The organism is Candidatus Pantoea gossypiicola, from assembly GCF_008632075.1.
GTDB lineage: Bacteria > Pseudomonadota > Gammaproteobacteria > Enterobacterales > Enterobacteriaceae > Pantoea > Pantoea gossypiicola.
In genome coordinates this window covers 100,462-113,649 of record NZ_VWVM01000004.1, presented here as the reverse complement: position 1 = coordinate 113,649, position 13,188 = coordinate 100,462, and the positions used below count along the sequence as shown (strand labels likewise).

The following is a 13,188-nucleotide window of genomic DNA, read 5'->3' as shown; positions in this document are numbered from 1 at the left end:
AAAGCCTGAGAGTAAGGAAAGGTTCTTAAAATAGCCGATGGATAAGCGAACGATCAGAGCAGCAGGAATGCCGTCTCGCTTTTATTAATTATAAAATCCTGCTTCAGCCGCTCATTGACCTGAAGTTGCCACTCTTTGTGCGACAATACCCGCCTTGATGCTTTTATTTCCTTATTTAACACCAGACTTTGCAGGTATTCGCACATGCGCAAAACTTCAACTCTTAAAGCGCTGATGATGACAACCACCGTTCTCACCGCTTTTACAGCTCACTCCGCCACGCTGGTTCAGAATGTCGGCGCAGGGTGGGAAAGCTTCACGGATAAGGTTGCCACAACATGGCAGCAGCCAGAAGGAATCGACTTTTATCTGCCCGCGATTACGTGGCACAACCGTGCCACGTATGATCGGGAACATATCAATAAATATAATGAAAGACCCTGGGGCGCGGGCGGTGGTATCTCCCGCTACGATGAGAAAGGCAACTGGAACGGCATCTATTTAATGGCGTTCAAGGACTCCTTCAATAAATGGGAGCCCTTTGGGGGTTATGGCTGGGTAGCGACATGGCGTCCGCTGGCTGACCAGAATTTTCACTGGGGTGCAGGTTACACAGCCGGCGTCACCGCCCGACATAACTGGGACTATATTCCGGTGCCTGCGCTGCTGCCGCTGGCTTCCATCGGCTATGGCGATCTCGATTTCCAGATGACCTACATACCGGGTACGCACAATAACGGTAACGTCTATTTTGCCTGGCTGCGCTACCACTTCTGATCGCCAAAACAGCAGCGTTAGCGTGACATCGCCATGATGGAGAGATTGCTCAGAGTGAGGGTCTCACCGTCATAGCGATGTCGCAGCAGATGATAGCTTTCGCATTCAATAATCTGCTCAATCGCCTCTGAAAAGGTCTTCATGGCGCTGCGCATCTGGCTCAGATAGTCATGGGTGTCATAGACCCGATCAATCCCCTCCAGCGCATGGTTCATGATTTTACGGGCAACATCATTAGGCGTGTCGAGGGCAGAAAGTTTTGAACGGGCGGTGCGACGCAGATCGCGCGGGGTAAACGGCTCCAGTCCCAGCCCACGCGGTGCGCGGATCATCCGCCGCAGTGCCTGATTCAGCGCGCCTTTTGACAGCGGCTGTTGGGGATCGCGTGGGGCGGGCACCAGCCAGGGCGAGTCCGGATCGGCGGCATTAAGTAACGCTTCGATGCACTGCCGCATCAGCGGTGTAATCGGCAGCACATGCTCGCGCTGTGATTTATTTCGGGTGCCCTGCATCCACAATCCTAACTGCAGATCGAATTCCGATTTCTGCGCCTGCACAATCTCATCCGGCCGTCGGGCACTCACCAGACATAAACGCAGCGCCCAGCGCGCCTGTTCCGATAATGCCCAGTTATCCAGACCGTGCCAGAAAACCCAGATTTCCGCATCGGTCAGTTGCCGATTGCGCGGTGGCGTAGCGCGGCCTGCGACATCCCGTTTTTTCATCGAAGCAATCGGCGAATGATCGAGGTAGCCCTGCATCTCGGCCCAGGCGAGGAATTGTTTGGTCAGCGCGAAAACCCGACGCGCCTCCTCCTTTTTACCGTCGGCAATCAGGATGTTGTAAAGCCGGTTAAGGCGCAAACGGTTCAAGGTTTTGAGCGGCTGCGATCCGATGTTGGGCAAAACATGTTTCAGCAGAGACGAGATGGCGATCTCAGGACGCCGCCGGCTGATTAACAGTGACAGCTTTACCCAGACCTTCATCACCTGCTCTACCGTACCTTCATCGCCAAAATTATCCAGCTCGCTCAGCGAAGCCGCTTTTACCTGCTCCAGCCAGATAAGAACATGACGACCAACATGTGGTGAACGCGCTGCAGGGGTTATTAAATCTGTTATCACAACATTCTCTTTAAACGGCATTGAGCCGCCATTCTAACCACTCACAATCTGTGACTCCAGACCTAATAAGTCTGGAGTCACAATGACGTATTCTGAGCCATTCTGAGAAAATTTTCGGGTCATGACAAAGAAGTGTTTTTGCGGTCTGTTTTGCTCATCTGACCGAGCAGCTGATGAATAAGCAGCCCACTGTCAGGGGATGTAAAGGTGCCCTACCGAGATATACAATGATAACTATTATCATTATCATACGCATTTGCTTACATACCTTAACGATTCAGGGAGATTTTCTAAGTGAATGTAACCATGCGTGTCCATAAGCGCCCTGCCGCTCTGCTGCTGGCTGGTTTGTTGAGTACTTCTGCTAACGGCGCTACTCAGGAAGAGACAGAAAAGCTGGCTGATGATGAAACGATGCTGGTCACGGCTGAACAGGAGTTAAAACAGCAGCCCGGCGTTTCAGTCATTACCTCACAGGACATTGAAAAGAATCCACCGGTCAACGACCTCTCCGACATTATCCGTAAAATGCCGGGCGTCAATCTCACCGGTAACAGCGCCAATGGTGTACGCGGTAACAATCGTCAAATCGATATTCGCGGCATGGGGCCGGAAAATACGTTGATTCTGATCGACGGCGTGCCGACGACCTCACGCAATTCAGTGCGTTACAGCTGGCGCGGCGAGCGTGATTCCCGTGGCGACTCTAACTGGGTACCGCCGGAAATGGTTGAACGAATTGAAGTTATTCGTGGACCAGCGGCAGCCCGTTACGGTTCAGGCGCGGCTGGCGGTGTGGTGAACATCATTACCAAACGTCCGACAAATGACTGGAGCGGATCGCTGTCGCTCTACACCAACCAGCCAGAAGATGATAAAGAAGGGGCAACCCGACGCGCAAACTTTAACCTGAGTGGTCCGCTGGCGGGTGATGCGCTGACTATGCGGCTTTATGGCAACATCAATAAAACCGACAGTGATGCTTTCGATATCAATCAGTCGCATAACGGCTCCGGCGCGGCCGGTCGTGAAGGCGTTCGCAACAAAGACATCAACAGTGTGTTGTCCTGGAAGATTACGCCATTGCAGGTGCTGGATTTCAGCTATGGCTACAGTCGTCAGGGCAATATTTACGCCGGAGATACCCAGTACAGCAACGGGGCCGGTAATAAGCTTATCGAATCTCTCGACGGGTCGGAAACTAATCGCCTTTATCGTCAGACCTGGGGCCTCGTGCACAATGGCATCTGGGACTGGGGACAGTCAAAGCTGACTTTTAACTATGAGAAGACCAACAATACCCGTCTGAACGAAGGCACTGCGGGCTCGGGCGAAGGCCGAATTAACAGCAATACGTTTTCGACCAGTCGCTTTGAAAGTTACCGGGCGGGAGGCGAAGTCAGCTTCCCGCTGGAATTGCTGCGTGAACAGACCGTTACGCTGGGTGCCGAGTGGAACCGTGATGAGCTGAACGATCCAAACTCCATGAATGGCACCAGTGCGCCAGGCGTTTCAATTAACGGTATCAGTGGTGATGCGGGCAGCCGCAACAGCAAAAACAGCGCGGCGCTGAGTTCGCTCTATTTCGAAGATAATATCGCCGCGACCGATAGCACTGAGGTGATCCCGGGTCTGCGCTTTGATTATCACGATACTTTTGGGGCCAACTGGAGTCCGTCGCTGAATATTTCTCAGGCGCTGGGAGAAAGTTTTACTCTGAAAGCCGGTATCGCCCGTGCATTTAAAGCCCCTAACCTCTATCAGTCCAGCGAGGGCTATTTGCTGGCTACACGAGGCAATGGGTGCCCTGTTAATGTGACGAGCGGCAGCTGTTATCTGCTGGGTAATCAAAATCTTGATCCTGAAGTCAGCGTTAATAAAGAGCTGGGTATTGAGTTCAGTCAGAGTGGATATGTGGCGGGTCTTACCTGGTTCCGCAATGATTATAAGAACAAGATCGTCGCCGGGACCGATGTGCTGGGTTACGCCTCTAATGGCAACAACATTCTGAAGTGGAGCAACGGCGGCAAAGCGGTGGTTGAAGGTCTGGAAGGTAACGTTACGATACCGCTGGTCAGTGACGAACTTGAGTGGCGGACTAATGCCACTTACATGATCCAGTCAAAGGATAAAAAGACCGGCAATCCTCTGTCGATTATTCCGGAATACACCATCAACTCCATGCTGGACTGGCAGGTGACGCAGGATTTCTCTACCAACCTGAACTGGACAATGTATGGCCGCCAGAAACCAAGACAGTATGCGGAATCCCGCACAGAAAATGGCTCAATGTCGAATCGTGAAGTCGGAGCTTACTCGGTATTCGGGGTTAATTTCAATTATGACATTACTAAAAATCTGCGGGCCAACGCCGGAATCAATAACCTGCTGGATAAGCAGCTCTACCGGGAAGCAGATGGGGCATCGACCTATAATGAACCAGGCCGTGCTTATTATGCGGGTCTGACCATGACGTTTTAATCAACCGAAGCGCTTCCAACCGGAAGCGCTTTTTATCAGGAAAAACGACCCTCTTCCCTTACTTCGTTTCCCACTACTTAAAATCGACCTGCATCAATTCGGCAATCGTTGAATCACGTGTTGTCAGCACACAGCGATCCAGATAATCGGTGAATCTGGAAGGCTTATTCATGCCAGGCTGAAGCAGTTTAGAGTTATCAAACACCACATTCAGGTTTGAGAAGTGCCCATAAAGGTTCATCGCGCGCAGCATGATGCGTTCATTGCAGGGTCCGAACAGATCCTTAAACGTTCTTCTGCTATCTGACAGCTGTTTATAGGACACCTTCTGGTAATCCACACCCAGCGCCTTGTTTCCTGACGCTCTGGCCATCGCCTCATCTATCTCTGCAAACGTAACACTGCTGTGTGTTCCGGCAGAAATGTGAATGACTTCATTAATGACGTTTTCTGCGTCAAGCAGCAGAACCAGCGCGTCCGCGCAGTAATCAACCGGAACCACATCAATACGATCGTCAAGGTCGCAGGTGAATTTACCCAACGCCAGTGCCATCCTGAATACCCAGAAAATGCTGGCTGAAGGCAGGCATCCCTGATCGGAATGACCCACCACAATCGACGGACGGGCGATAACTAATGGCAGACCCGGTAGTTTTTCGATCATCAGCTTCTCAATTGAAGCCTTACTCCATGTGTATTCAACGACATGCTGATCCCGACTGGAGTTGAGTCCGCCCTCAGTCACCAGTGAGCCAGGTTCCGGCGCACAGGACATAGCGGTTCCAACGTGGATAAATTTCTTCAACCCTTCAACACGGCTCATTCGTTCGGCAAACCGGAACGTACCCTCAACGTTCACTTTCCAGATAGTGGGATTATTACCAAATGAGGCGACGGCGGCGCAGTTAATGACATGGGTAACATCATTAAGTCGTGCGTCATGAATAAAATTATCCGTCAATGCCAGATCACCCAAAATAATATTATCAGGTGCTATCGTATTGATTACTGACTCATTTAAGCCAAAATTCTTCAGGTTGGCTTTAAGCCTCTTCAACCCTTCATCAACGGTCTCGCCTCTGACCAGCAGCAGCAGTCGTTCCTGAACGCTGTTCTGCAATAGATTTGCTACGACAGCCCCGCCTAAAAACCCTGTTGAACCGGTAATAAGGATATTTTTCATGATAGTGCCATTCACGCTGGTTGAAGAAAGGAAAGCATTAACAAACGTTTTCCCAAACAGAAAACCATTCAAATAAATGAATGTGTTGTTATGAATAAATAATGTATAGCGAGCAGACTAAAAATCAGATTTAATGCTCTATCCGGCGATCACCTGTTGCTAACGCATCAGTGAGCTAACCAGACCAGTATAGGGCTGAAAGTTAACTCCCGGCTCAACAACACTAAAGATATTTCAACAAATCTGTCCATTTAGATTTTGTTTACTTTTTCCTCATAAAGTATGGCAATAAGCTGCTTTACGTTGCTTGATCACCCTGCGACATATGAACAACTTTTCTCATCCTGGTTCATTTTTATTTGATTTATTATCAATCAACACAGCCAGTCATTTATAACTTACTTTCATTAAGAATTCATTAAGCCCACATCCCCGTCATAATATATTCACAGATTAAATGAAGGCGATTTAGCCAACCATACTTAACCGTTGTTTAGCTGGCGTTTGATTATTATCATATTGGTTCTATCCGCCAGTAGATAACACATGTCAGGAATTTGAGATAGTTCATTGAAGGACTAACATTTCAGGCATCAGGAAAATGAAGCCTTCTTCTCTGCAAAGCACACCACACCCGCCATTTGGGGTAACACATGGGTTGCCGTGCTCCTGAAAAAAACAGCATCCCATTTATTTTGGGAAAAGCGTAACGACAGGTAACTAACATCGCGATTCCTGTATCCTGACGAGCGAAACAGTCCAACGCCTGGCTATGCTCAGCGGAGTTCAACCTGCAACTCTGACTATCAGGATATAATAGATGAAAAAATTATCAGTTATTTTTATGGCTACCGGTCTGTTTTTGTCTGTGAATTTACAGGCTAACGCCGAAGGATGTCTGAAAGGTGCCGCAGTCGGCGGCGTGGCAGGTCATGTTGCTCATCATCATGGCGTTGCCGGAGCCGCAGCAGGTTGCGCCGTCGGTCATCATATGGCGAAGAAAAAACAGAAAGAGGCGGAAAAAAATCAGTCGGCGCACAATTAAGCTAATCGCTGATTCAGAGGTTAAATAACGGATTGCCGGACAAGGTGCTGTCCGGCAATCGCCAGAATTTAAGCAATAGTCCAATTTTAAATTTTAGCCGCAATTTAATTGAGCCCCGTTTATCACGATGAGCAATGTAAGAAGCTTAGTGAATATTACGACATTTAATAAGATTTTTATTCTCTAGCCGTATTAATACTTTCATCCAGACTGATGCAGTCAAAATACGAAACATGACTGATTTTTTAATCTGCCCCCCCCCTAATCCGGAAATGTCCCTGCAATACAAACTGTCCAGCATAATTAACACCAACTGTCATCATGGATACCAGACATTATGTCACTTTTACGTCAGTGACCAGAAATTTGAATAAGGGACACATATCTTAAGTTCAGAGAGAGGGAAACGTCTTTTATAAAACCGCCCTTTATCGACCCAACCACATAGGACAACGCTGTTTGTACATTCCAGCACAATCATTGTTTTTCTTCTTTTTCGCCGTCGGACAATAGTGCCTGCCGCGATCATGCTGATGCCTTAGCTGTGCGATCCCCGGCTCCATTATTAACATTCAAAAGTAATGTTCTGATAATAAAATCGTTACTTCTTCTGATATCTTCAATTTCTGGCTGAATCTTTCCATATATCCGCATACCCTCAATCATCATGAAAAGACTTTTTGCTATTACTCTCGCCTCTTCATCCTGGCGAAAGACCTTTTGTTGCTGGCCTCTGAGCAATATGCACTCTAATTCGTCGATTATATTTTCAAATTTTGCAAAAACTTTAGATTTAACCTCTTCATCACCAGGCAAAAGCTCACTGGCTGCGGCAATTGTAAAACACCCCCTCTCTCCGGCAGGCGCAGAAGATAATTGAGCAGCAAAGTCGAGCATCTCTCGCAATGCGGCTTCTGGCGTCATTTCTGCGGTTCGCTTTTTTGTTCTTGAAGTGCCCTCATCCATATAGCGCTGCAAAGCAGCAAGATAGATAGCGCGCTTATCCGGGTAAAGCTTATAGATGCTGGCACTGGCCAGTCCTGAAGCTTTCATCAGATCAGCCATAGATGTGGCCTGATAGCCATGCTGCCAGAAGCAATCAAGTGCTGTGTTGAGGAATGCGTCTGGATCAAACTCTCTGGGCCTGCCTGCAGATGATTTCATAGGATTCTCCTGTGTTGACGATTAATTGTAGATCGACCAATCTACAATTAAAAGATTTTATTCTCACCCTATTCCTGGCCAATACGTTTTCTGAAAAATTTGCTGAATCAGACATAAGCCGCTGCCGGGCGGCAGCGGTGAATTAACTACAAAGGCGTCACTTTCTGCACGTGGTGCTGAAAAACGTAGGGATCGGATAGCAGTTCAAACTGCTCATCATCAGGATATGTCACGGCAATCTGATACTTTTCGCCAGCAAAAGCTTTAATCGCCTCTAAGTCTTCCCAGTATGTAGCAAGAAAGAAATGCTCCCATTCACCCTGCGTTTCTCTGCGCACACGGGCTCCCAGATTGCCTGGTGTCCCTTCTGAATGTTCTACACCGGTCTTTTGCAGGTGAGCCGCAAAGCCCTCTGCATGCCTGAGTGGTACGCATCCGTGCCATGTTCTGACAATCATTTCGCTCTCCTCATGTTGTGGAACGATTTAAAACATAAAAAAAGTCCATGTTCTTTGTCTATGGTAAGAGCAGCATGATAATCTTTAACCGCAAAATAATTTCGCCTGATCCATGCCCCACCTCACTACCTGCTGGTTCAGACAATGTGCCAGTCGCAGAATTAATCTCGTGACTCGTACTGCTTAAAACTGACTCATGGAGAGAGTTACAGATGAATTCCTGTTCGACACCTCGTCTGGCGCTGATAATCACCAGTGCTTTGGGCTGCATATTTACTTTTTTTGTGTGGCGCAATGAAATCGACCGCACTACCTTTCTGGCACAACCCGTACTCAAAGCATTATGGTGCGCCGTTCTCCCTCTGGGACTGTCCGTTTTTTTGATCATAAAAAAATGGGGTAAAGGGGAGCCAGTGAAAGGCATGATGAATAACATCAAACTTTTCGCGGGGGCCGTTCTGATGGTTCTCTTTTTAGGTTACATGCTGCTCACCACTCTGGTCTGGCTACTTCCGGGTACCATCAGCACCTATACGGCATATAGTGAGTTTTCGCCTGGCAGTCGTAACAACTGTTCTGGCGTAGATGTTAACGATCCAGATCTGCAAAGACGGATTAAAGTGTGCGAACCTGCGGGCAATTATTTTGGTGGGGGAATGCTTCATGTTACCAAACGTAGCAATGCGGCAGGCATGACCATTGTTAACTCAGTTCTTAAAGATTGAGACGCAATCCGTCCCTATTCCCCGCCCTGAAAAGACGACCGCAGGCAGGTAAATTGGGCCAGATAATTTTCACTACAGTACTAAATTTGGCAGGCTGCTAAACTCTATTTGCAGACGTCTGACTTACTTCCAGGCGATATAGCCGCCAGGATGTCGCCTGGAACGCTCCTGAAAAAACGGCATCATGTATGATGTCACTAATTTCAATGACTGACCCATCGCGATGAGTTCAGCATTTCGGGAGAATCCCTGTTCTTTATAAAAGCAATCTTAATAGACTAAACGGAGGCAACCCATATCTCCCTTAGTCCTGATCACATCCGCACGCTTAAATGTTTAATTCTGATTTTAAAAAATGATGGTTTCAATGACTGCACTATTTACCACCATCATCAGCGCTGTTAATCCCGCTTTGCACCCGATATCTTCAGCTGCGCCCTGGCATTATAGAAACGACGATAGGATAACCAGACGGCGATGATGGTTGACAGACTGGCTGTGCCTATCAGCATGAACGTCACCATAATCTGGTACTTAATTGCCTTTAGCGGATCGATTCCGGCGAAAATCAGTCCGGACATCATGCCCGGCAGGCTGACCAGTCCGACAGTTTTGGCTGCATCCACTGTCGGGATCATCGCTGTGCGAATGCTGTCAGCAATAATCCGGCCTGAGGCAAGCTTCACCGATGCACCCAGGCTCAGCATCTCCATAATTTTCTGGTGATTGTCGCTGAAGCTCTGATTCAGGTTGCTGAAACAGAGCCCTACGGCAACCATGGCGTTTCCGGCGATCATGCCTGAAATGGGAATGACCTGCATCGGCACAAACGCTATCGCGCCGCTCAATACCAGAATCGTCAGGGTTATGACGGTGCTGCTGAAGACTGAAACAAATGCTATCGCAAAAGCGTTATCAATATTCTGACCGCGTTTGCGGGCGTTGATCGCGGCATTCACACAGATAAACAGCACCATCAATACTGTCAGCCAGCTGTTATTGACATCAAAAATCGATTTCAGCACAAAGCCCACAATGACCAGCTGAACAATCGCCCGACAAACGCTCCAGACAATATCTTTGCCCATGCCAAGTTTTTCTTTCTGGCTGATAAGCAGCGCGATGACGACCAGCGTCAGCGACAGCAACAGCGAGCTGTCACTGATATTATGCTGATTCACGCTCACTCTCCTTTTCTGGCGGCTCAAGGCGCAGCACATGCCCGGCCTGCTGAATATCGCTGACATCATGACTGATCCGCACCACCGCCACTTTTTCTTCAGCTACGATCCGGTTAATCAGTGCAAGTACGGCCAGCCTGTTCTCATCATCAAGAGCGCTGGTCACTTCATCCAGTAACAGTACGTCAGGCATAAATTGCAGATTACGGAGCAGTCCCACACGCTGCTTTTCTCCGCCTGAAAGTTGTTCAACCGGTTTATCCAGCATGTTCGGAGAAAGATTAACGCTTTCCAGCGCAGCAACGAGCGTCTCCCGCTGAGGCTTCTGACGGCGAATCTGCCAGGGCAGCGCAAGATTGTCATAAACCGACTGGCCAAACAGTTGTGGCGTCTGAAAACAGTACGAAACCTGCTGACGATAGGACCCGGCTTTTAGCGTGGTGATATCTCTGTTTCTGAAAAGAATTTGTCCGGAAGTCGGGGTAATAAGTGAAGCAAGGATTTTCAGAAACGTGCTTTTTCCGCTGCCGGATGGACCGGTCAGTAACACGTAATCGCCCTGAGTGACCTGCAAAGATACCGGTCGCAGTAACTGGCGGTCCCCAACTGAAAAAGTAATATCCTGCGCATCCAGCAGGGGCAAAGCTTTGTCCATAATTACGCCTCGGGGCCTGACAAAATTCAGAATGGATGGAGTTTAGTATCTGAAAAAAGCTGGTGCTATGGCTCACGGATTAATAACCGGTAGTGTACTTCCCAGCCTTTAAACGCAAACGGAATGGCGCATCAGAGACATCTGGCTAAGAGGGAAAGCATAAGGCATTACACTGCGGCTGTTCATCTTTTGGGAGCAACTGTAACCGGACAGGCTACAGCCGGTCAAAACAGCAAGCGTGTCAGGCCCGGTAACGGCACCAGCGTGACAGACCTGCTATACGAGACTTATTTGTTTTCCCAGCTTGTAGAAACCGGATTGGTTACGCTGTTTTTTTCCTGCGTATAGGTGCCGTTCTGCTGCGCGATGGCTTCGCCGGTATCCACAATCGCGTTCTGAATAAAAACGTTCTGCTTTTCATTTCTGATAAAGGTTAACTGGTGAAAGGCCGTTTTATTGCCCCAGTCGGATGAAGGCAGTGAGATAAAGCGTACGGTGAAGGTTTCATCATCAAACCTGCCCTGCATGACGTAAACACCGTAGTGGTTTTCTCCCTGAGAAATGATCTTATAGGTGCCGTTGTCGTAATAATAAATCTCCGCATCCGGAAAGGGTTTTTTGTCATACATTTTTCGGTAGTGCAGAACCTGTTTGATGGTGGGCTGACCAAAGCCGACGGTAAGCTTGTTACCCTCTGCTGATGTCGTCAGACCTTCAGCATGAACACTGCTCATCAGCATTAACAGGCTGGTGGTGACCATGGCGGTGGTTTTCACTCTATTTCTCCTTATGGGATTTGGAGGACAATAGCGTAATACTCCCCGGAACTTACATGGCAGCGGGTAGCAGGTGAAGAGGCAGATAACACCTTATTACACATTGTTATAATCACGATAAGTGACCAGATTATTTCAGAAGCTCGTGCAGGGTAAACGTTGCCCGCTGTCGATTGATGTAAACAGTCTGATTAAGCAAACCGGCACTAACATTGACCGATAAACCCAGAATAGCCAGGTTAAAAATAAATGAGATAACAGACTGCAATAACGCCAGCTTACGCATTTCTGTTGTTCCGGTGGCGACGTCTGCCGTTTGCGACGCAACCGCGATGGTGAATGAAAAGTAGAGAAAGTCCCAGTAGCCAGGATTTTTCGTTTTATCCGGAAAGATCAGCGGACTCACGCTGTTATCCCGGTAAAGATAGTGCTGATGGGCATAATGCATCGCAAAAGCGCTGGGTAACATGGCCCAGGATGCAATCAGTGTCATTGCCGTCAGCAACAAATGCAGCAGTCTCGGCGTGCCGGTGAGACCTTTAAGCGTGGGGAGTTCACTTAGTATGGCCACTATGCTGACGATACAGGCCACGATCACAATGCCCAGCACCAGTGCAGCACTCTGATCCTGCTGTTGAGCAATGCGCTTAATACCCGTCGCATTGGTACGCAGCATGCGAAACCAGATATTAGCCACAGCGAAAAATCGCGAAGCCATCGGCATTAATGACGGCATTACGTGACCGTACGATGGCCTCGCGTCACCTGACACCCGCCCGTTTTTCATTCCAGATCGTGACACGCTAATCCACTGAGCTAAGTGGCTTTTTCAGGCCAGGCTAGAATTACACAGGTAAGCGTCAGCATAAAACCGGGTTAACGGCGCGACTCATCAAAAAGAGGACGGAAATATGAAATTCGGTGTGATATTTGAAGATACGGGCGTCGAAGAGGAACATGATTTTGATACCAAGCCTGTTGCCGGCGATTTAGTGACATTAACGCGCGACGGAGTTGGCAAAGATTACATTGTTATCATTGAGCCTGACCCGGACCATACCCATGATGACGGGCGTGACGGGCATCCGACGAAGGCCAGAGTCCGGCCCGCGTAGTGCTCGGTAAGACGAAATTAACCGCCCGGCGAGGCGGTTTTATTATTGCACGCGATCATGAATAAAGACGACTTGCTTACCTGAGCGGCTTTAGCGCTACATCAGTACGATACCAAAACGTTTCAGAAGCAGAGCCCAGAGTGCGAAAAGCAGGATAGTGATACCGCAGGAGATGAGCAGCGTCAGCCAGAAGCCGGTGCGTTGATAGAGAAAGGGGAACAGAATAAACATGGGCAGTGTCGGCACCACATACCAGAAGGTGTACCAGGCATGAGCACTGATTTTTGCCTGTGTCTGCCCTTCTATCTTCATCCAGATAAGCACCAGCACGGTGACCAGCGGTAAGGCGGCAAGTAAGCCACCCAGGCGATCGCTACGTTTAGCCGCTTCTGAAATCAGCACGATCATAAAAGCCGTGATAGCATATTTTGATATCAGCCAGAGCATGATTGTCCTCAATATTCCTGTTCATCCGGCACCTGTGTGCCGGAGCGTTTACGATCG

At 48.7% G+C, this 13,188-nt stretch carries 14 protein-coding genes; 5 read left to right on the top strand and 9 right to left on the bottom strand.

All coding sequences use genetic code 11. From position 1 onward, the window contains the following. Positions 1-204: 204 nt before the first annotated feature. Entirely contained in the window at positions 205-777 is a 573-nt protein-coding gene (pagP, locus tag F3I20_RS06760; RefSeq protein ID WP_150037416.1) for a lipid IV(A) palmitoyltransferase PagP, read from the top strand. Between the two features lie 17 nt (positions 778-794). Here the strand turns inward: pagP and F3I20_RS06755 are convergent, their stop codons facing one another. After that, positions 795-1,922: a tyrosine-type recombinase/integrase gene (locus F3I20_RS06755; protein WP_150037417.1), complete on the bottom strand. Its 1,128-nt coding sequence runs from the start codon at positions 1,920-1,922 to the stop codon at positions 795-797. Between the two features lie 285 nt (positions 1,923-2,207). Between F3I20_RS06755 and F3I20_RS06750 the strand changes: the two genes are divergently transcribed. Further along, positions 2,208-4,382, top strand: coding sequence for a TonB-dependent siderophore receptor (locus F3I20_RS06750; RefSeq protein ID WP_150011589.1), 2,175 nt, complete (start codon positions 2,208-2,210; stop codon positions 4,380-4,382). A 73-nt stretch (positions 4,383-4,455) separates the two neighbouring features. Here the strand turns inward: F3I20_RS06750 and F3I20_RS06745 are convergent, their stop codons facing one another. Continuing rightward, on the bottom strand, positions 4,456-5,565 hold the full coding sequence (locus F3I20_RS06745; RefSeq protein ID WP_150011777.1) for an SDR family oxidoreductase: 1,110 nt from the start codon (positions 5,563-5,565) through the stop codon (positions 4,456-4,458). 820 nt (positions 5,566-6,385) lie between these two features. Between F3I20_RS06745 and F3I20_RS06740 the strand changes: the two genes are divergently transcribed. Beyond that, entirely contained in the window at positions 6,386-6,610 is a 225-nt protein-coding gene (locus F3I20_RS06740) for a hypothetical protein (RefSeq protein WP_150011591.1), read from the top strand. 525 nt (positions 6,611-7,135) lie between these two features. On the opposite strand, the gene F3I20_RS06730 is transcribed toward F3I20_RS06740, so the two are convergent. Both F3I20_RS06730 and F3I20_RS06725 read right to left on the bottom strand, forming a co-directional pair. Further along, positions 7,136-7,774, bottom strand: coding sequence for a TetR/AcrR family transcriptional regulator (locus F3I20_RS06730; RefSeq protein ID WP_150011595.1), 639 nt, complete (start codon positions 7,772-7,774; stop codon positions 7,136-7,138). A gap of 146 nt (positions 7,775-7,920) precedes the next feature. Further along, positions 7,921-8,232 (bottom strand): antibiotic biosynthesis monooxygenase family protein, encoded by a 312-nt coding sequence (locus F3I20_RS06725; RefSeq protein ID WP_150011597.1) that lies wholly within the window; start codon positions 8,230-8,232, stop codon positions 7,921-7,923. Positions 8,233-8,444: 212 nt separating this feature from the next. Between F3I20_RS06725 and F3I20_RS06720 the strand changes: the two genes are divergently transcribed. Continuing rightward, on the top strand, positions 8,445-8,957 hold the full coding sequence (locus tag F3I20_RS06720) for a hypothetical protein (protein WP_150011599.1): 513 nt from the start codon (positions 8,445-8,447) through the stop codon (positions 8,955-8,957). A gap of 401 nt (positions 8,958-9,358) precedes the next feature. Here the strand turns inward: F3I20_RS06720 and fetB are convergent, their stop codons facing one another. The 4 genes from fetB to F3I20_RS06700 form a co-directional block, all read right to left on the bottom strand. Next, complete coding sequence (fetB, locus tag F3I20_RS06715; protein WP_150011601.1) at positions 9,359-10,138, bottom strand: iron efflux ABC transporter permease subunit FetB; 780 nt, start codon at positions 10,136-10,138, stop codon at positions 9,359-9,361. After that, positions 10,125-10,793 carry an iron efflux ABC transporter ATP-binding subunit FetA gene (fetA, locus tag F3I20_RS06710; RefSeq protein WP_150011603.1) on the bottom strand — a complete coding sequence of 223 codons (669 nt, stop codon included), beginning with the start codon at positions 10,791-10,793 and terminating at the stop codon, positions 10,125-10,127. Before fetA ends, fetB begins: the two co-directional genes overlap by 14 nt. A gap of 287 nt (positions 10,794-11,080) precedes the next feature. Further along, positions 11,081-11,554 (bottom strand): hypothetical protein, encoded by a 474-nt coding sequence (locus F3I20_RS06705; RefSeq protein ID WP_190285929.1) that lies wholly within the window; start codon positions 11,552-11,554, stop codon positions 11,081-11,083. A gap of 145 nt (positions 11,555-11,699) precedes the next feature. After that, complete coding sequence (locus F3I20_RS06700; RefSeq protein ID WP_255467305.1) at positions 11,700-12,266, bottom strand: DUF1345 domain-containing protein; 567 nt, start codon at positions 12,264-12,266, stop codon at positions 11,700-11,702. Positions 12,267-12,480: 214 nt separating this feature from the next. On the opposite strand from F3I20_RS06700, the gene F3I20_RS06695 reads away from it, so the two are divergent. Next, positions 12,481-12,684 (top strand): hypothetical protein, encoded by a 204-nt coding sequence (locus F3I20_RS06695; protein WP_150011607.1) that lies wholly within the window; start codon positions 12,481-12,483, stop codon positions 12,682-12,684. Positions 12,685-12,780: 96 nt separating this feature from the next. Here the strand turns inward: F3I20_RS06695 and F3I20_RS06690 are convergent, their stop codons facing one another. Further along, complete coding sequence (locus F3I20_RS06690) at positions 12,781-13,131, bottom strand: DUF3147 family protein (RefSeq protein WP_150011609.1); 351 nt, start codon at positions 13,129-13,131, stop codon at positions 12,781-12,783. Positions 13,132-13,188: the final 57 nt, after the last annotated feature.